The sequence below is a fragment of the Brenneria corticis genome, from assembly GCF_003115855.1.
Lineage (GTDB): Bacteria > Pseudomonadota > Gammaproteobacteria > Enterobacterales > Enterobacteriaceae > Brenneria > Brenneria corticis.
In genome coordinates this window covers 1-19,094 of the sequence record NZ_KZ819083.1, presented here as the reverse complement: position 1 = coordinate 19,094, position 19,094 = coordinate 1, and the positions used below count along the sequence as shown (strand labels likewise).

Here is a 19,094-nt window from a genome sequence, read left to right as displayed (position 1 = left end):
CAGGAGATCCTGATGGCTGAGCTTAATCTCGAAACGCTTAACGCGTTACCCAAAGCGGAGCAGGCGGAGGCGCTGGCGGCGGTTAACCATCGGCTGGAGACGCTGTCCGCGCAGGAGCGGGTAAGCTGGGCGCTGGAAAATCTGCCGGGGGAGTACGTGCTCTCCTCCAGCTTTGGCATTCAGGCCGCGGTGTCCCTGCATCTGGTGACGCGGCAGCGGCCCGATATCCCGGTGATCCTGACCGATACCGGCTATCTTTTCCCGGAAACCTATCAGTTTATCGATGCCTTGAGCGAGCAGTTGCAGCTCAACCTTCAGGTCTACCGCGCGGTGCTGTCGCCCGCCTGGCAGGAGGCGCGCTTCGGTAAACTGTGGGAGCAGGGGGTTGAGGGCATTGAGCGCTACAATCAACTGAACAAGGTGGAACCTATGAACCGGGCGTTAAGCGAGCTTGGGGCGCAAACCTGGTTTGCCGGCCTGCGGCGCGAACAGTCCGCCAGCCGCGGCCATCTGCCGGTGTTGGCGCTGCAGCGCGGGGTGTTCAAGCTGCTGCCGATTATCGACTGGGATAACCGCCAGGTGTATCAGTACCTGAAACAAAACGGATTGAGCTATCATCCGCTATGGGATCAGGGGTATTTATCCGTGGGCGACACCCATACCACCCGTAAATGGGAACCCGGCATGAGCGAAGAGGAAACCCGCTTTTTCGGCCTGAAGCGTGAATGCGGACTGCACGAAGAGTGAATGGCGGAGCCGGGCATTTGCCCGGTTCAGCGTGTGATAAAGTTCGATATTAGGGAGAGCGTAGCGAGGGGTCGTAGCGGCGTAAGCCGCCGGAGCGCCCCTCGTTACGGTAGGCCCGGGTATCTCTGACCAACAGGCGACTGCCCGCAATCTATGCTGGCTTTTCCTGGGTTATTCCATTACGGAACTTGTCATTCCAATTCGGCATTTCATAAGTGTTCTATCGGCACCGTATAGTCGCTTTATCTATTTTTTATATTTGTTAAGGCATTTGTGAACTATCTACCTTTGTTCGCTGACCTTCGGCAACGTCCGGTGCTGGTGGTAGGCGGCGGCGACGTGGCCGCGCGTAAAATCGATCTGCTGCAACGCGCCGGCGCCGAGGTAAAGGTGGTGGCGCAGTCGTTGTCGGCGAACCTGGCCGAACGGCATCAGGCGGGGCGGATTCAATGGCTGGCGCAGCGTTTTACGCCGGAGTTGCTGTCCGGCGTGTTTCTGGTTATCGCCGCCACCGATGACGCCGAGCTTAATGCCGCCGTATCCGACGCCGCCAACCAGCGCCATCTGTTGGTGAACGTGGTGGACGACCAGCCGAAGTGTTCTTTTATTTTCCCATCGATTGTCGATCGTTCGCCGCTGATGGTGGCGATCTCTTCCGGTGGGCAGGCGCCGGTGCTGGCGCGCCTGCTGCGTGAAAAGCTGGAGGCGCTGCTGCCGGCCAGTCTGGGAACCATGGCGCAGCTCGCCGGCGGCTGGCGCGATCGGATCAAACAGCGCCTGCATACCATCGGCGATCGCCGGCGTTTCTGGGAGCGTCTTTTCTCCGGGCGCTTCTCCAGCCTGGTGGCGGCGGGGCAGCTGTCGCAGGCGGAAGAGGAACTGCAAAAGCAGCTGGAACAACAGCAGCATGCGCAACGCCAGCCGGCGGAGGAACGGGGGGAGGTTGCGCTGGTGGGCGCCGGTCCCGGCGATGCCGGGCTGTTGACGCTGCGCGGCTTGCAGGTTATTCAGCAGGCGGATGTGGTGCTTTACGACCAACTGGTCAGCGCGGACATTCTGGAACTGGTGCGCCGCGATGCCGAGCGCATTTGCGTGGGCAAGCGCGCCGGCGCCCACTCCGTGACCCAGGAGGAGATTAACCGGTTATTGATCTCACTGGCGCGGCAGGGCAAGCGGGTGGTGCGGCTGAAAGGCGGCGACCCGTTTATTTTCGGGCGCGGCGGCGAAGAGCTGCAACAGGTGGCGCAGGCGGGCATCTCCTTCCAGGTGGTGCCGGGGGTGACCGCGGCGGCCGGCGCCACCGCCTATGCCGGCATCCCGCTGACGCACCGGGATTACGCCCAGAGCGTGGTGTTTATCACCGGGCATTGCCGGCCGGACGGCGATGCGCTGGACTGGTCGACGCTGGCGCGCGGGCGTCAGACGTTGGCGATTTATATGGGCACGGTGAAGGCGGCCGAAATCGCCCGGCAATTGATCGCCCACGGCCGCGCCGCCGAGACGCCGGTGGCGGTGATCGGCCGGGGAACCCGGCACGATCAGCAAGTGCTGACGGGCACGTTGCAACAGTTGGAACAATTGGCCCGGCAGGCGCCGACCCCGGCCCTGTTGGTGATTGGCGAGGTGGTGAATCTGCACCATCAGATCGCCTGGTTTGGTCAACCGACGGCGCGGCCAGAGAGTCGGCCGGCGGTAGTGAATTTGGCTTAAGGAATGGTTATGGACGAGAAACGACTTACTCATTTACGGCAGTTAGAGGCCGAGAGCATTCATATCATCCGCGAGGTGGCGGCGGAGTTCGCCAACCCGGTGATGATGTATTCTATCGGTAAAGACTCTTCGGTCATGCTGCATCTGGCGCGTAAGGCATTCTTTCCCGGATCGCTGCCGTTCCCCTTGCTGCATGTGGATACCGGCTGGAAATTCCGTGAAATGTATGAATTTCGCGACCGCACGGCGAAAGCGTACGGCTGCGAGCTGCTGGTGCACCGTAACCCGCAGGGCGAGGCGCTCGGCATCAACCCGTTTATCCACGGCAGCGCCAAGCATACCGATATCATGAAAACCGAGGGATTAAAGCAGGCGCTGGATAAATACGGCTTTGACGCCGCTTTCGGCGGCGCGCGGCGCGATGAGGAAAAATCCCGCGCCAAAGAGCGTATTTATTCGTTCCGCGACCGTTTTCACCGCTGGGATCCCAAGAGTCAGCGCCCGGAGCTGTGGCATAACTACAACGGCCAAATCAACAAGGGCGAAAGCATTCGCGTATTCCCGCTGTCCAACTGGACCGAGCTGGATATCTGGCAGTACATCTATCTGGAAAACATCGATATTGTTCCGCTCTATCTGGCCGCCGAGCGGCCGGTTCTGGAACGCGACGGCATGCTGCTGATGGTGGATGACGACCGTATCGACCTGCAACCGGGCGAAGTGATCGAACAGCGCATGGTGCGTTTCCGCACCCTGGGCTGCTGGCCGCTGACCGGCGCGGTGGAATCCAACGCGCAAACGCTGCCGGAAATTATCGAAGAGATGCTGATTTCCACCACCAGCGAGCGCCAGGGACGGATGATTGACCGCGATCAGTCCGGTTCAATGGAGTTGAAAAAGCGTCAAGGGTATTTCTGAGGAGTCGTCGAATGAACCAGGTTGTGGCAAAAGATACGGTTGTAAAAAATAGTGTAATTGCGAAACAGATTGCTGAGCAGGGGGGCGTCGAAGCCTATCTGCACGCTCAGCAGGACAAAACCCTGCTGCGTTTTCTGACCTGCGGCAGCGTCGACGACGGTAAAAGTACCCTGATCGGCCGTTTACTGCACGATACCCGGCAGATTTACGAAGATCAGCTCACCACGCTGCACAGCGACAGCAAGCGTTTGGGCACGCAGGGGGAAAAGCTGGATCTGGCCTTGCTGGTGGACGGCCTGCAGGCGGAGCGCGAGCAGGGCATTACCATTGATGTCGCCTACCGCTATTTCTCGACGGAAAAACGCAAATTCATTATTGCCGATACGCCGGGGCATGAGCAGTACACCCGCAATATGGCGACGGGCGCCTCCACCTGCGAACTGGCGATCCTGCTGATCGATGCGCGCAAGGGCGTGCTCGATCAGACCCGGCGGCACAGCTTTATCGCCACCCTGCTGGGGATCCGCGATCTGGTGGTCGCGGTAAACAAAATGGATCTGGTGGATTATCAGCAGGCGGTATTTGAACAGTTCAAACAGGACTATCTGGATTTCGCCCAGCAGTTGCCCACCGATCTGAACATCACCTTTGTGCCGATCTCCGCGCTGGACGGGGATAACGTCGCCACGCCGAGCGCCGCGATGAGCTGGTACAGCGGCCCGACGCTGCTGGACGTGCTGGAAACGGTCAACGTGGCGCAGCGCAGCCTCAAGCTGCCGATGCGTTTCCCGGTGCAGTACGTGAACCGCCCGAATCTCGACTTCCGCGGCTACGCCGGCACCCTGGCGTCCGGCACGATACAGGTGGGACAACGGGTTAAAGCGCTGCCTTCCGGGGTGGAATCGACCGTCAGCCGCATCGTCACCTTTGACGGCGACCTGCAGCAGGCGCAGGCCGGCGAAGCCATTACCCTGGTGCTGGCGGATGAAATCGACGTCAGCCGCGGCGATCTGCTGGTTGATGGCGGCGAAACCCTGAAGGCGGTGCAGAATGCGCTGGTGGATATCGTCTGGATGGCGGAACAGCCGCTGGTGCCGGGGCAGAGTTACGACATCAAGGTCGGCGGCAAGAAAGCCCGCGCCCGGGTCGAGAATATCCAGTATCAGGTTGAAATCAATACCCTGACGCAGCGGGTGGCGGAAAATCTGCCGCTGAACGGCATCGGGCTGGTTGAACTGACGTTTGACGAACCTCTGGTGCTGGACAACTATCAGCAGAATCACGTTACCGGCGGCATGATCCTGATCGATCGCCTGAGCAACGTCACCGTAGGCGCCGGGCTGGTGCGCGAGGTCATTGAACAGACCTACCAGGAACCTGGGGCTTACAGCGCCTTTGAGCTGGAGCTGAATGCGCTGGTGCGCCGCCACTTCCCGCATTGGGGCGCCCGTGACCTGCTGGGAGGGAAATAATGTCCCGACGCCCGCCGACTTCACCGCCGCCCGCCGATGAGAACGTCATCTGGCATCCGCACGTTGTGTCGCGTCAGGAGCGCGAGCGTCTGCACGGCCACCGGGGCGTGGTTATCTGGTTCACCGGGCTTTCCGGTTCGGGTAAATCGACGCTGGCCGGCGCGCTGGAGCAGGCGCTGCATCAACATGGCGTCAGCACCTATTTGCTGGATGGCGATAACGTCCGTCACGGCCTGTGCCGCGATTTGGGCTTTAGCGATGACGATCGGCGGGAGAATATCCGCCGCGTCGGCGAAGTCGCCAAACTGATGGTGGACGCCGGCCTGGTGGTGCTGACGGCCTTTATCTCGCCCCACCGCGCGGAACGTAAAATGGTGCAGGACCTGCTGGCCGAGGGGCAGTTTATCGAAGTCTTCGTCGATACGCCCCTGGCGACCTGCGAGGCCCGCGATCCGAAAGGGCTATACAAAAAGGCGCGGGCGGGAGAGCTGCGTAATTTCACCGGAATCGACTCGGTTTATGAAGCGCCGGACGCGCCGGATCTTCATCTGGACGGCGAACAATTGGTAACAAATTTGACCGGCCAACTATTAGATCTGCTCAGCCGGCGGGCTATTATCAACCTCTGATGTTTTCTTCCTCGCCTTTGGGCGAGGAGGATAAATAAGGGGGGAAATTATGCAAAATGCCACTCAGCTAACGATCGGCAAGACCAGAGCGGTGCGGGACGACGACGGCATCCCGCATCCGTTTATCGGAACCGTTGCCGGTTTTTCTTTTTATTGGCTGGCGTTCGCTATTCCCTTTATTATTTACGGCCCCAACGCCACGTTTTTCTTTATGCTCTATACCTGGCCGTTTTTTCTGGCGCTGATGCCGCTGTCGGTCCTGGTGGGGATGGGATGCGGTTTTATGCTGGGCGGTAACCCCTGGTCTACCCTGGCGACGACAGGGCTGTCGGTCATTTCCCTGTACTGGCTGGTTTTCTCTTTTCTTACCGGCTGGTGATGCCAAATCAAAGCGGATACCATCTCATCTCATTTCCTTGCAACAGAGATTACTTCAACAGCATTTGCCTGTGGGGCAATATTCGTCATCCGCAAAATTTAGCACAGGGGGGAAAATATGTGATTGGCACGATCCAATCCTTCTCTGCTAACTAAGGACGAAAAATGTTAACTAAAGCATGCAAAGCGCGCCTTCAACATTGTAAAGAGGCTGAAGCGGCGATCAAGAGTGCCAAGCGGGATGAGTTGGTGATGCTCAAAGATCGTCTCATGGCGGAAATGGGGATGCCAATCGGGATGCACACCATCGGTGTTCCTCTGATTTTCAGCGTATTGTTCATGATTTTGAGCTTCTCCATACCTCAATTGTCTTTATGGTCGGCGATTCTGGCTTGGTTATCGTTGCCTCCCTACACCCTGTTTGCTTATATCGTCCCTGTAGCGCTTGTTTTCGCGGGAGCGAATAGCGTTATCGTTTTTATGATAGCTCGTGGCTCCATGAGCGCGGTAAAAGCGCACATTTTCCTGGCGCAGGTAACACTTCTTTGCTCGATAATTTATTTGATAAAATCATTGGCTGACTATTTTAATGATGAGCCTTCTTCGGGGATGTATTTGTTGAGCGCGCTTCTGGGGATGGCGTTTATCAGTATCAGTTTTTGTTGCATCAACTCGAAAGCTTTTTTTTCGATGTTGAGTTATATGTTACATAACCGAGCATGGAGAAAATTATTAAAGTTGAATCAACACGTCATCTCATCACGATAATCCCTATGCCTATCAATTGAACTGAGAACATACTTTTTAACAACGCCATGATTTCTCCCTGTTCTATACAATTCGTCTTGTTGCCAGAAAAGGATCTCGTCACACAGTGTGGAGTCAAAGCGAAAGTTATGGGATGATTAGGCGGCTTTTCAGGGGGCGGGATGGGAAAACTTACGCTGTTGTTATTAATATTACTTGGCTGGCTGCAGTATTCGCTGTGGCTGGGGAAGAATGGTGTCCATGACCATGTGCGGGTTAACGCGGACGTTGTTGTCCAGCAGGGGAACAATGCCAAACTGAAAGCCCGTAACGAACAACTTTTTGCCGAAATCGATGACCTGAACGGCGGTCAGGAAGCGATTGAAGAGCGCGCGCGCAATGAGCTGGGCATGATTAAGCCCGGTGAAAGCTTCTATCGCCTGGTGCCGGAATCCGGGCGCCGCACTGCCACGACCCCGTCATCTTTACCTAACAATACGCCACGCTAACCAATGCTAAAACAGATTGCTTTTCAGCCAGAGGTTGTTGCTGTCTTACCCGCTGCCGGTAACGGCAGCAGGATGCAAAGCGATCGCCCCAAACAGTATCTGACCATCGGTAATAAAACCATTCTTGAGCATGCCATCGAGGCATTATTGTCTCATCCGCGCGTTGCCCGGGCGATCGTCGCCATCAGCCCTGAGGATAGCCATTTTTATTCCTTGCCCATTGCCGCCGATCCGCGCGTCAGCGTGGTGAACGGCGGCAAGCAGCGCGCCGATTCGGTACTGGCGGGGCTGCGGACGATCGTCGATGCCGACTGGGTGCTGGTGCATGACGCCGCCCGGCCTTGTCTGCATCTGGACGATCTCGAGCGGTTGCTGAGTATTACGGCGCATAGCGAGGTCGGTGGAATTCTGGCGGCGCCGGTTCGTGATACCATGAAGCGCCGCGCGGGAACGGTGATAGAACACACCGTAGACCGCAGCGAACTGTGGCATGCCCTGACGCCGCAGCTGTTTCCATTGGCGTTACTGAAAAGCTGTTTGCAACAGGCTCTGCACGACGGTGCAACGGTAACCGACGAAGCCTCTGCCCTGGAATATTGCGGTTATCATCCGCAAATCGTCAGCGGGCGAGCGGATAACATCAAAGTAACCCGCCCGGAAGATTTGGCATTGGCCGCGTTTTATTTAACCAACTTGCACCATAATAATTCTATTGAATAAATATATAAGGAGAGTGCGCGATGCGTATCGGCCACGGTTTTGATGTTCATAAATTTGGTGGAGAAGGTCCGCTGGTGATCGGTGGCGTGCGTATTCCTTATACTCAGGGGCTGCTGGCGCATTCCGACGGCGATGTCGCGCTGCATGCGGTGACGGACGCCCTGCTGGGGGCGGCCGCGCTGGGCGATATCGGCAAGCTGTTTCCCGATACCGACGCGGCGTTTAAAGGCGCCGACAGCCGCGGCCTGCTGCGTGAAGCCTGGGGGCGCATCAGCGAAAAAGGTTACCGGCTGGGTAATCTGGACGTCACCATTATTGCTCAGGCGCCTAAAATGGCCCCGCATATTGCGCAAATGCGAGTCAATCTGGCGGAAGATTTGCAAAGCCATATGGATAATGTGAACGTAAAAGCCACCACTACCGAACAGCTTGGATTTACCGGCCGTGGCGAAGGCATCGCCTGTGAAGCGGTGGCGTTATTGGTGAAAAGCGAAGCGGGTGAAATCGTCGCATGGTAGGCATGACAAACGGCGAACAGCTTACCTGGCTGCATGGCAAACCGCAGGCGTCGGGCGCGCTGAAGTCCACGGCGGAAGATTTCACGGTTATTGAGGATTTGGGTTTTCAGCCGGACGGCGAAGGCGAACATATCCTGACGCGTGTTCGCAAGCGCGGCTGCAATACGCAGTTCGTCGCCGAAGCGCTGGCGAAATTTGCCCGCATCCCCGCGCGCGCGGTGAGCTACGCCGGTCTGAAAGACCGCCATGCCGTGACGGAGCAATGGTTTTGCCTGCATATTCCCGGTAAAGAAACCCCCGAGTTTAGCCGTTTTACGCTGGAAGGCTGTGAGGTGCTTGAATTTGCGCGTCATCGCCGTAAATTACGGATTGGCGCACTGCAGGGCAACGATTTTACGCTGATATTACGCCAGATAAGCGATCGGGCGGCGGTGGATGCTCGTTTACTGCGGATTGCCCAGGACGGGGTGCCTAACTATTTCGGTAGCCAGCGCTTTGGCAAGGGCGGTAATAACCTTGAACAGGCCCGACTCTGGGCAAACAATGACATTCGGGTTAAAGAGCGCGCTAAACGCGGCTTTTATCTTTCCGCCAGCCGCAGCGCCCTGTTTAATCAGGTCGCCAGTATCCGGCTGGCGCAGCAGCGGGCGAAAACCGCGTTGTGCGGCGATGCCTTACAATTGACCGGCCGCGGCAGTTGGTTCGTCGCCAAACCGGATGAGCTGGCCGCGTTACAGACGCGCCTTGATGCCGGGGAGCTGCAGGTGACCGCGCCGCTGCCGGGCGATGGCGCATTAGGCTCGCTGGATGACGCGCTGCTGTTTGAGCAGCAAAGTCTTGTCGGGCAGGAGACGCTGCTGTCTTTATTGCAGCGTGAGCGGGTCGAGCCGGCCCGTCGGGCGGTATTGCTGTATCCGCGGCAGATGCGTTGGGACTGGCAGGATGAGGTAACGGTCGAGCTGAAATTCTGGTTACCGGCGGGAAGTTTCGCCACCAGCGTGGTTCGTGAAATAATGAACCTGCAGCAAGAGATAAATATCATCGACTGACGTGGCGCGGTTTATTTTCCTTGAACGAATGGTTGTGACAACGATGACGGCGGCGACAGTTTTGATCCCATGCGGGAAAAAAGGGCGCATTGACGACAAGGTTAACCAAGGCAGAGGTTAGCGGGGAATGGTGAACAAACGCATGCAAACGTTGCTGACGCAGCTGCGTCAGCAGGGAATACAGGATGAGCGCCTGCTACGGGCGATAGAAGCCGTGCCCAGGGAACGCTTTGTCGACGAAGCTTTTGAGCATAAAGCTTATGAAAATACGGCGCTGCCGATAGGCTCCGGTCAGACGATTTCGCAACCCTATATGGTGGCGAAAATGACGGAGTTATTGGGTTTGACGCCGGTTTCCCGCGTATTGGAAATCGGCACAGGGTCGGGTTATCAAACGGCGATCCTGGCGCATCTGGTCAAGCACGTCTGTTCCGTCGAGCGGATTAAGGGACTTCAGTGGCAGGCCAAACGTCGTCTTAAACAGCTCGATTTGCATAATGTCTCCACCCGTCATGGCGACGGCTGGCAGGGCTGGGCGTCGCGCGGGCCTTTTGACGCCATTATCGTCACCGCCGCGCCGCCTGAAATTCCCCGGGCGTTGCTGGATCAACTGGATGAAGGCGGCGTGATGGTTCTACCGGTTGGCGAGCGGTCGCAAACGTTGCAGGTGGTTCAACGCCATGCGGGTGAGTTTATTATCCAAACGGTTGAAGCAGTTCGGTTTGTTCCGCTAGTCAAAGGCGAATTAGCCTGATACGGTTGCCGTACGCTGGTTTTGTTGTCGGGAAGATATGATTTCAATACAACGGTTGTCTGGTACGAACTTGCTGATATTGCTGGCATCAGGCGACGTTTTTTGTCTCTCCGGTTTTACTTATGCGCCAATTGATGAACAAAAGGCGCCTTTCTCGTTCCGACTGACGAACAACATGCCCGATCTCAGCTATGCTGCTAGGGATGTGAGGCACAAATGTCTGAACTGATTACTGAATTTTATAGTTATGGGGGAGTAAGGCGCATGGGATGCCGAATGATTAATTTGCGTCAGATCGCTGCTTGTACGGTTGTTGTCTTAGGCTTGGCCGGATGTTCCAACAATGATTCCAAATCTGCGCCGATCAGCAGCGTCGGCGGAAATACGGGCAGCAGCAGAGGCGGCATACAGTCTGCTTCCCCACAGATAACGAGTTCGGGTCAGTCGGCGGTGGCCACCCGCGACGGCCGTATCGTTTATAACCGCAGTTATGACAACATTCCCAAGGGCAGCTACAGCGGCGGTAATACCTATACCGTTAAACGGGGAGATACCCTGTTTTATATCGCCTGGATTACCGGCAACGACTACCGGGATCTTGCCCAGCGTAATAATATTCCGGAACCCTATAGCCTGAATGTCGGCCAGACGCTGAATCTGGGCAACACCGTGCCGGGCAGCATAAACAATAGCGGTGGCGCGCTGGCGGCAAGGGATGCGACGACGAGCGGCGTGCCCGTTCCGCCTTCCAGTAGCCAAATACAAACTATGCCGGTTGATTCTCAGTCAACGAACGCGTATTCTGATAGCTCGGGTAAACAGAATGTAGGTAAGATGTTACCTACGACAGGGGCGCCAGCGACGGCTCCTGTTACCGCACCAGCGGCTGTTGCCAGCGGCAATACGGCCGCTGTCGGCAGTTGGCGTTGGCCCACCGAAGGGAAAGTCATTGATAGTTTCTCCGCATCCGAAGGGGGAAATAAAGGGATTGATATCGCCGGCTCACGTGGACAATCCATCATAGCTACCGCCAGCGGGCGCGTAGTCTATGCCGGCAACGCTCTGCGAGGTTACGGTAATCTGATAATCATCAAACATAATGATGACTACCTGAGTGCCTACGCCCATAACGAAAATATGCTGGTCCGGGAGCAACAAGAGGTCACGGCGGGGCAGAAAATCGCTACCATGGGTAGCACCGGCACCAGTTCGGTTCGTTTGCATTTTGAAATTCGTTACAAGGGGAAATCCGTAAACCCGCTGCGTTTTCTTCCGCAGCGATAAATCGGGCGGAATATTTCGGTATTCTGCCATGGGATCACGGGTAGGAGCCACTTATGAGCCAAAGCACGCTGAAAGTTAACGAGTTACATGAAGATGCTGATTTCGAAGAGAATGGACTTGATGTTTTTGACGACAAGGCGCTGACGGAGGAAGAAACCAGTGAGATAGCTGAAGAAGAGCTGTTATCACAGGGCGTTCCACAGCGTGTTTTAGATGCAACTCAACTCTATTTGGGAGAGATTGGCTATTCACCTCTTTTAACCGCGGAAGAAGAGGTTTATTTCGCCCGGCGCGCGTTACGCGGTGATATTCCATCACGCCGCCGGATGATTGAGAGCAACCTGCGGCTGGTGGTGAAAATTGCCCGTCGTTACAACAATCGGGGTCTGGCATTGCTGGACCTGATTGAAGAAGGCAATCTTGGTCTGATCCGCGCGGTTGAAAAATTCGATCCGGAAAAAGGATTCCGCTTTTCAACTTACGCCACCTGGTGGATCCGGCAAACGATAGAACGGGCAATCATGAACCAGACCCGAACTATCCGCCTGCCCATCCACATCGTTAAAGAACTGAATGTTTACCTGCGTACGGCACGCGAACTCTCTCATAAACTGGATCATGAGCCGAGCGCGGAAGAAATCGCCGAACAGCTTGATAGACCGGTAGATGACGTCAATCGCATGCTGCGTCTGAATGAGCGCATTACCTCCGTTGATACCCCGCTGGGCGGCGATTCGGAAAAAGCGCTGTTGGATATTCTGGCGGATGAAAAAGACAACGGTCCGGAAAACACCACCCAGGATAACGATATGAAGCAGAATATCGTTAAGTGGCTGTTTGAACTGAACGCCAAGCAGCGTGAAGTGCTGGCCCGGCGTTTTGGTCTGCTGGGATACGAAGCCGCCACATTGGAAGACGTCGGCCGGGAAATCGGCTTAACGCGCGAACGCGTACGGCAGATTCAGGTGGAAGGCTTGCGTCGTTTGCGGGAAATCCTGCAGGTGCAAGGGTTGAATATTGAAGAGTTGTTCCGTGAGTAGCGCAGGCGGTTGGCAGGTCTTGACGGAATAAAAATGGTGGGGAAACCCACCATTTTTTATAAGGGTTAGCGAACGACGTTTGCCAGCAGGAACTCAATGATTTCGCTGGTTTTAATCATCTGCTTTTCACCGCCGCGGCGGTTTTTATATTCAATCTCTTCACCGTCCAGATTGCGATCGCCGATGACGATAGTGTGCGGTACGCCAATCAGCTCCATATCGGCGAACATCACGCCCGGGCGCTCTTTGCGGTCGTCCAGCAGCACTTCGATCCCTTGTGCCCGTAATTGCTGATAGATATCTTCTGCGACTTCCTTCACGCGGAAAGATTTGTGCATATTCATCGGCAAAATGGCCACGTGGAAAGGCGCGATGGCATCCGGCCAGATAATCCCGCGATCGTCATGATTCTGCTCGATGGCGGCGGCCACCACCCGGGTGACGCCGATGCCATAGCAGCCCATCAGCAGGATCTGGTTGCGCCCGTCTTCTCCCTGCACCGTCGCTTTCAGCGCTTCGGAGTATTTGCTGCCCAACTGGAAAATGTGGCCGACTTCAATACCGCGTTTAATTTGCAGCGTGCCTTTGCCGTCCGGACTGATATCGCCTTCCACCACGTTACGAATATCCGCCACCAGCGGCAGCGCGACATCGCGCCCCCAGTTGATGCCGAAGTAGTGTTGGCCGTCGACGTTGGCGCCGGCGCCAAAATCACTCATCGCCGCAACGGTGCGATCGACCACCACGGGAAGCGGTAAATTGACCGGTCCCAGTGAGCCGGGGCCGGCACCCACAATGGCTCGGATCTCTTCTTCGGTGGCGAACGTCAGCGGAGTGGCGACCAGGGCAAGTTTTTCCGCTTTAACTTCATTCAGCTCATGATCGCCGCGTACCAGCAAGGCAACCAGCTTATGGCCGCTTTCCTCCGCCGCCTTTACCAGCAGCGTTTTCACGGTTTTCTCTATGGGGAGCTTGAATTGCTCAACCAGCGCGGCGATGGTTTTGGCGTTCGGCGTATCCACCAGACGCAGTTCTTCCGTCGCTTCGGCGCGTCCCAGCTTGGGCGCGGTGGCTTCCGCCAGTTCAATATTCGCGGCGTAGTCGGAGCCGGTGGAGAAAACAATATCGTCTTCGCCGCTGGCCGCCAGCACCTGGAATTCGTGAGAAGCGTTGCCGCCGATAGAGCCGGTATCCGCCTGAACCGCTCTGAAATCGAGATCCATACGGCTGAAGATCTTACTGTAGGCGGCGTACATCGCATCGTAGGTGACCTGCAATGATTCCTGCGAAGTATGAAAAGAATAGGCATCCTTCATCAGAAACTCGCGGGAACGCATGATGCCGAACCGCGGGCGGACTTCATCACGGAATTTGGTTTGAATCTGGAAGAAATTTAACGGCAGCTGCTTATACGAGCTGATTTCATTACGAATCAAATCGGTAATGACTTCTTCATGCGTGGGACCAAGCACGAACGGGCGTTCGCCGCGATCGACAAAGCGCAGCAGTTCCGGGCCGTATTGTTCCCAGCGACCGCTCTCCACCCACAGATCGGCGGGTTGAACCACCGGCATGGAGACTTCGATGGCGCCGGCGTGGTTCATTTCCTCACGCACGATGGCTTCAACTTTTTTCAGAACCCGTAGGCCCGTCGGCAACCAGATATAAAGGCCGGAGGCCAGTTTGCGGATCATTCCGGCGCGGAGCATCAGCTGATGGCTGATCACTTCCGCATCGGCGGGCGTCTCCTTCAGCGTGGAGAGCAGATATTGACTAGTACGCATGGTGTTTTAACTTCCGTTGGAAACGAAAATGGCATCGGGCTGCGGCGCAGCCGAAAGCATAAAAAAGTGGCTTAGTTTACCAGTGTGGGGCGTTCGTCAAAAGAGAGTCGGCGGAATTAAAAAACGCTTCCGGGTCTTGACCGCCCCTAATCCGTTGTTTCAAGGCATAACACTTCGGTTTGCCGGGCGGATACCCGCCAGCGAACGTTGAATTCCAGCAGCAAAACGGCATATTCCCGCGGGCTGTCTTCTCCCTGGCGATAGGCCGGACGCGGGTCCTGAGCCAACACCTGGGTAACAAAGCGCCGCAGATTGGGATATTTCTTCTGATATCCGGCTAGCTGCTTTTCCGCCAGCGGAGAGAAGGTTACCGCCATTTCGGCCTCTGGCGCCAACTGGGCGAAACCGGCCCGGGCCTGGGGCCGGCTTTCGGCAAAGGGCAGATAAGGCTTGATATCGATCACCGGCGTTCCATCGACCAGATCCAGGCTTCCCAGCTCCAGCGTGACGGAATCTCCCCCGGTGCGGATGGTTTTCAATTCGACCAGCGACATCCCAATCGGATTCGGCCGGAAAGTCGAACGGGTCGCAAAAACGCCCATACGGGCATTCCCGCCTAATCGGGGAGGCCGCACGGTAGGGCGCCAGCCTCCGTCCATGGTTTGATGGAAAACAAACAGGATCCAGATATGGCTGAAGTCAGCGAGTCCGCGTACGCATTCCGCCTGATTGTAGGGTGATAACAGCCGGAGTTCGCCTCCACCATCTTCAATCAGACCCGGCTGCCGCGGAATAGCGAATTTTTCTTTATAAGGCGAGCGGATAATGCCGATCTGATTGAAAACAAATGGGGTCATTGAGAAGACACTCTCAATGCGGTGCCCTGACAGACGGCCTGCCGATAGCAGCCGGCCACGCCGCTGATAACCTGGCATTCATGCAGCAGAACGGCATTGGCTTTTATCTCCGCGGCCCGGTTTTGCATTCTTCTGCGCGCATTGGCGATATTGGGCGGCGCATCCTGGGCGCTTACCTGGCAAGAGGAGCCGGATACTTCCCCCAGATCGCGGAACGGTTTACCAACCAGCTCTTCAGCACTTTTATATAACGCTGCGGGAGCGGGACGCGGGGCTGGCTTGGGTTTGGCAACCGGCTCTACTTTTGATTCGCTGACGGGCTGAGGCTCGGGTGCCGGTGACTTCTGCAACAGGGAACATCCTGTTAGCGACATGGCTAACAGCATAAGAGGTAGAGCACGCATAAAATTTCCTCTGCTTTTTATTTAAAGAGCGGATATTGAAGCAAGCTATTGCACAAATAACAAGACGGGCCGCAGCCCGTCTTAGCGATATACTTTATAAAGAAATAATAACTGGCTTACCAGCCTTTTACCGCGCCGCCGTTAAAGATTTTGTTTGCCGCCTCGTTCACTTCGTCCGACTGATAAGCCTGAACGAATTTTTTCACATTCTCAGCGTCTTTATTATCTTCACGCGCCACCAGCAGATTCACATAAGGAGAATCTTTCTCTTCGACAAATAAACCATCTTTGGTTGGCGTCAGATTAATCTGGCTGGCGTAAGTGGTGTTGATGATAGCCAATGCAATCTGCGCGTCATCCAGCGAGCGCGGCAGCTGCGGCGCTTCCAACTCGACCAGCTTGAGGTTTTTCGGATTTTCGGTCACGTCCAGAACGGTCGGCAGCAGGCCGACATTTTCTTTCAGTTTAATCAGCCCCACTTTCTGCAACAGCAGCAAAGAGCGGCCCAGATTGGTCGGGTCGTTTGGCAGCGCGACCTGATCGCCGTTCTGCAATTCATCCAGTGATTTTATTTTCTTGGAGTAACCGGCGATGGGGTAAACGAAACTGTTGCCCACGGAGACCAGCTTATAACCGCGATCTTTAATTTGCTGATCCAGATAAGGCTTATGCTGGAAAGCATTCAGATCGATATCTCCTTTACTCAGGGCTTCATTAGGCAGCACATAATCGTTAAAGGTGACCAATTCGACGTCCAGACCGTATTTGTCTTTGGCGACCTTTTGCGCCACTTCAGCCACCTGTTGTTCCGCGCCAACGATAACGCCCACTTTAATATGATTCGGGTCTTTCTCTTCCTGACCGCATCCCGCCAGAGCCAGGGCTCCAATCAATGCGCCGATGGTCGCGATGGACCGCAATTTAATAGCCATATCCTTAACCTCTAATTAAAAGTCTTTATGGCATGGGACGATAAGGCCCATGCGTGTTCTCACGCTTACTTATGCGTGACGGCCTTTACTACCCGGTCGCCACAGAATTGGATCAGGTAAACCAGAATAACCAGCAAGATTAGTACCGTATTCATCACCGTGGCGTTATAGCCGATATAACCATACTGATAGCCAATTTGACCCAGTCCCCCGGCGCCAACGGCTCCGCCCATTGCAGAATAGCCTACCAGGGTGATGAGTGTGATGGTCGCGGCATTAATCAGACCCGGCAGCGCTTCCGGCAACAATATTTTTCTGATGATTTGCATCGGGGTTGCGCCCATCGCGCGTGAAGCTTCGATCAGGCCGGTTGGAATTTCCAGCAGGGCGTTTTCCACCATGCGGGCGATAAAGGGCGCCGCGCCAACGGTGAGCGGGACGATTGCCGCCTGCAGGCCGATGGATGTTCCCACGATAACCCGGGTAAAGGGGATCATCCACACCAGTAAAATAATAAAGGGAATGGAGCGGAAAATATTCACCAGGGCCGACAGCCCGCGATAAAGTTTCGGGTTGGCGATAATTTGTCCCGGACGGGTGGTGTATAACAGCACGCCGACCGGCAGCCCCAGAACAAAACCAAAAAAGCCGGAAACCAATGTCATTGCCACGGTTTCCCACACGCCGCGGGCCATTAACCACATCATGGCTTCAGACATAACCTAGCACCTCGATATTTGCATGGTGATCCTTCAGAAATTGTATCGCCGCCGTGGTCTCCGCCTCCCGGCCGTACATTTCCGCCAGCATGATGCCGAATTTAACCCCGCCGGCGTAATCCATCTGCGCGCTGATAATATTGTTATTAACGTTAAAACGCCGGGCGACTTCAGACAGCAGCGGAGCATCGACGGACTGACCGCTGAACTCCATACGCAGCAATGGCACGCTGCCTTCCCGCTGGGTTGGCGTCAGGCGGGCAAGATAGTCGTCGGGGATGTCCAGATGCAGCGTGGACTGGATAAATGTCTGGGCCAGCGGCGTTTTGGGATGGGAGAATAATTGCCCCACTGTGTCCTCTTCAATCAGGCGTCCGCCGCTGATCACCGCAACCCGATCGCAAATTCGTTTTACCACATCCATTTCGTGGGTGATCAGTAGGATGGTCAGATTCAGACGGCGGTTGATATCTTTCAGTAGCGCCAGAATGGAGCGGGTGGTGGCCGGATCCAACGCGCTGGTCGCTTCATCGCATAATAAAACTTTAGGATTACTGGCCAGTGCGCGGGCGATCGCCACCCGCTGCTTTTGCCCGCCGGAAAGGTTGGCGGGGTAGGCGTCATGTTTGTCCGACAAATCGACCAAATCCAGTAATTCATTTACCCGGCGCGTAATTTCCGCCTTGGGGGCGTTATCAAGCTCCAGCGGCAGAGCGATATTGCCAAACACGGTGCGCGAGGCGAGCAGATTAAAATGCTGGAAAATCATGCCAATCTGACGACGCGCCTGCGTTAGCTGACTCTCCGCCAGCTGCGTCAGATCCTGTCCGTCAACCAGTACCCGGCCTTGGGTCGGTCGTTCTAATAAATTGACGCAGCGGATCAGGGTACTTTTGCCGGCGCCCGATGCGCCGATTACGCCGTAGATTTGCCCTGCCGGGACATGAAGACTGACATCCGCCAGTGCGGTAATTGCTTGGCCGTTTTGCTGGAAAATCTTGGTAATATTAGAAAGTTCAATCATATATTTTATTATAAGCGCCTATGGCTGGATAAATCAGATTCTGTTTAATCAGAATATTAGTCGGATGTTAGGGCGGCTAGACGTCCAAGTCAATCGGGATTGTCGCTACCTGGCATTCTCTCGGACGATGAAAACATGCGATACTAAGCGGTAATTTACGCCATCAGGAGCAAAGTAAGTGGCACAGCGTGTTGCAGCAGTTTTTCTCGATCGTGACGGTACGATCAATATCGATCACGGCTACGTCCATGAGATTGATCAATTCCAATTTATTGAGGGCGTCATCGATGCCATGCGCGAACTGAAAAATATGGGGTTCGCATTAGTGGTGGTGACCAATCAATCGGGCATTGCCCGCGGCAAGTTTACCGAAGAGCAGTTTATGCAACTGACTGAATGGATGGATTGGTCTTTGGCCGATCGCGGCGTGGATTTGGACGGTATCTATTTTTGTCCGCATCATCCTGAACAAGGGAATGAGGAGTATCGCCAGGTTTGCGACTGCCGCAAACCGCAACCGGGAATGCTGGTTTCCGCCCAGCGCCATCTGAATATCGATATGGCTGCCTCCTATATGGTTGGTGATAAGGCTGAAGATATGCAGGCGGCGATTGCCGCAGGGGTGGGAACAAAGGTTCTGGTTCGTACCGGAAAGCCGATCACCGAGCTGGGTGAATCTCTGGCCGACGGCGTCATCAATAGCCTTGCGGATCTGCCTCAGTGGATAAAAACGCGCATTTAATCGGCCAGATGGCTGAAAGTTGCGCAACCGGAAGAAAGTTCAAGATATTTGCTTGCGCTTCTGAATCTGCCCCCTATAATGCGCCTCCATCGACACGGCGCTGCGAACGCAAACCGGGTCGATAAGCAAGAGGAAAACGCTTAAAATAAGCATTGAC

21 protein-coding genes are annotated in these 19,094 nt (G+C 55.6%); 15 read left to right on the top strand and 6 right to left on the bottom strand.

Translation table 11 applies throughout. The features are described from left to right. Positions 1–12 precede the first annotated feature (12 nt). From DDT56_RS14520 to rpoS, 14 genes are all read left to right on the top strand, one after another. Entirely contained in the window at positions 13–747 is a 735-nt protein-coding gene (locus tag DDT56_RS14520; protein ID WP_136167157.1) for a phosphoadenylyl-sulfate reductase, read from the top strand. A gap of 273 nt (positions 748–1,020) precedes the next feature. Beyond that, a complete protein-coding gene (gene cysG, locus DDT56_RS14515; RefSeq protein ID WP_136167156.1) occupies positions 1,021–2,457 on the top strand; it encodes a siroheme synthase CysG in 1,437 nt (478 codons plus the stop codon). Between the two features lie 9 nt (positions 2,458–2,466). Continuing rightward, entirely contained in the window at positions 2,467–3,375 is a 909-nt protein-coding gene (gene cysD, locus DDT56_RS14510; protein ID WP_009111617.1) for a sulfate adenylyltransferase subunit CysD, read from the top strand. A gap of 11 nt (positions 3,376–3,386) precedes the next feature. Further along, positions 3,387–4,847 (top strand): sulfate adenylyltransferase subunit CysN, encoded by a 1,461-nt coding sequence (gene cysN / locus DDT56_RS14505; protein ID WP_136167155.1) that lies wholly within the window; start codon positions 3,387–3,389, stop codon positions 4,845–4,847. Beyond that, a complete protein-coding gene (cysC, locus tag DDT56_RS14500; RefSeq protein ID WP_136167154.1) occupies positions 4,847–5,476 on the top strand; it encodes an adenylyl-sulfate kinase in 630 nt (209 codons plus the stop codon). The genes cysN and cysC overlap by 1 nt, the downstream gene beginning before the upstream one ends. Positions 5,477–5,525: 49 nt before the next feature. Next, entirely contained in the window at positions 5,526–5,855 is a 330-nt protein-coding gene (locus DDT56_RS14495) for a DUF3561 family protein (RefSeq protein ID WP_136167153.1), read from the top strand. Positions 5,856–6,019: 164 nt separating this feature from the next. After that, complete coding sequence (locus DDT56_RS14490; RefSeq protein ID WP_136167152.1) at positions 6,020–6,622, top strand: hypothetical protein; 603 nt, start codon at positions 6,020–6,022, stop codon at positions 6,620–6,622. A gap of 161 nt (positions 6,623–6,783) precedes the next feature. Beyond that, positions 6,784–7,110, top strand: a complete 327-nt coding sequence (gene ftsB, locus DDT56_RS14485) for a cell division protein FtsB (RefSeq protein WP_136167151.1) — start codon at positions 6,784–6,786, stop codon at positions 7,108–7,110. Positions 7,111–7,113: 3 nt separating this feature from the next. After that, positions 7,114–7,830 (top strand): 2-C-methyl-D-erythritol 4-phosphate cytidylyltransferase, encoded by a 717-nt coding sequence (gene ispD, locus DDT56_RS14480; protein WP_136167150.1) that lies wholly within the window; start codon positions 7,114–7,116, stop codon positions 7,828–7,830. A 20-nt stretch (positions 7,831–7,850) separates the two neighbouring features. Continuing rightward, positions 7,851–8,348: a 2-C-methyl-D-erythritol 2,4-cyclodiphosphate synthase gene (ispF, locus tag DDT56_RS14475; RefSeq protein WP_136167149.1), complete on the top strand. Its 498-nt coding sequence runs from the start codon at positions 7,851–7,853 to the stop codon at positions 8,346–8,348. Positions 8,349–8,350: 2 nt separating this feature from the next. Next, on the top strand, positions 8,351–9,397 hold the full coding sequence (gene truD / locus DDT56_RS14470; RefSeq protein WP_136167269.1) for a tRNA pseudouridine(13) synthase TruD: 1,047 nt from the start codon (positions 8,351–8,353) through the stop codon (positions 9,395–9,397). Between the two features lie 127 nt (positions 9,398–9,524). Further along, the gene (locus DDT56_RS14465; protein WP_136167148.1) at positions 9,525–10,151 is read left to right on the top strand and encodes a protein-L-isoaspartate(D-aspartate) O-methyltransferase; all 627 of its coding nucleotides are present in this window, start codon (positions 9,525–9,527) and stop codon (positions 10,149–10,151) included. A 276-nt stretch (positions 10,152–10,427) separates the two neighbouring features. After that, complete coding sequence (nlpD, locus tag DDT56_RS14460; RefSeq protein ID WP_168197634.1) at positions 10,428–11,435, top strand: murein hydrolase activator NlpD; 1,008 nt, start codon at positions 10,428–10,430, stop codon at positions 11,433–11,435. Between the two features lie 53 nt (positions 11,436–11,488). Continuing rightward, positions 11,489–12,475: an RNA polymerase sigma factor RpoS gene (rpoS, locus tag DDT56_RS14455; protein ID WP_009111627.1), complete on the top strand. Its 987-nt coding sequence runs from the start codon at positions 11,489–11,491 to the stop codon at positions 12,473–12,475. A gap of 65 nt (positions 12,476–12,540) precedes the next feature. Here the strand turns inward: rpoS and proS are convergent, their stop codons facing one another. From proS to metN, 6 genes are all read right to left on the bottom strand, one after another. Next, positions 12,541–14,259 carry a proline--tRNA ligase gene (gene proS / locus DDT56_RS14450; protein WP_136167147.1) on the bottom strand — a complete coding sequence of 573 codons (1,719 nt, stop codon included), beginning with the start codon at positions 14,257–14,259 and terminating at the stop codon, positions 12,541–12,543. Positions 14,260–14,405: 146 nt separating this feature from the next. Beyond that, complete coding sequence (tsaA, locus tag DDT56_RS14445; protein WP_136167146.1) at positions 14,406–15,116, bottom strand: tRNA (N6-threonylcarbamoyladenosine(37)-N6)-methyltransferase TrmO; 711 nt, start codon at positions 15,114–15,116, stop codon at positions 14,406–14,408. Beyond that, positions 15,113–15,520 (bottom strand): Rcs stress response system protein RcsF, encoded by a 408-nt coding sequence (gene rcsF, locus DDT56_RS14440; protein ID WP_136167145.1) that lies wholly within the window; start codon positions 15,518–15,520, stop codon positions 15,113–15,115. The genes tsaA and rcsF overlap by 4 nt, the downstream gene beginning before the upstream one ends. Before the next feature lie 116 nt (positions 15,521–15,636). Further along, positions 15,637–16,452 carry a MetQ/NlpA family lipoprotein gene (locus tag DDT56_RS14435; protein WP_136167144.1) on the bottom strand — a complete coding sequence of 272 codons (816 nt, stop codon included), beginning with the start codon at positions 16,450–16,452 and terminating at the stop codon, positions 15,637–15,639. A gap of 65 nt (positions 16,453–16,517) precedes the next feature. Beyond that, entirely contained in the window at positions 16,518–17,171 is a 654-nt protein-coding gene (locus DDT56_RS14430) for a methionine ABC transporter permease MetI (RefSeq protein WP_009111632.1), read from the bottom strand. After that, positions 17,164–18,195 carry a methionine ABC transporter ATP-binding protein MetN gene (gene metN, locus DDT56_RS14425; protein ID WP_136167143.1) on the bottom strand — a complete coding sequence of 344 codons (1,032 nt, stop codon included), beginning with the start codon at positions 18,193–18,195 and terminating at the stop codon, positions 17,164–17,166. The genes DDT56_RS14430 and metN overlap by 8 nt, the downstream gene beginning before the upstream one ends. A 178-nt stretch (positions 18,196–18,373) precedes the next feature. Here metN and gmhB point away from each other — a divergent pair, with 178 nt between their 5' ends. Continuing rightward, entirely contained in the window at positions 18,374–18,937 is a 564-nt protein-coding gene (gmhB, locus tag DDT56_RS14420) for a D-glycero-beta-D-manno-heptose 1,7-bisphosphate 7-phosphatase (RefSeq protein WP_136167142.1), read from the top strand. Positions 18,938–19,094: the final 157 nt, after the last annotated feature.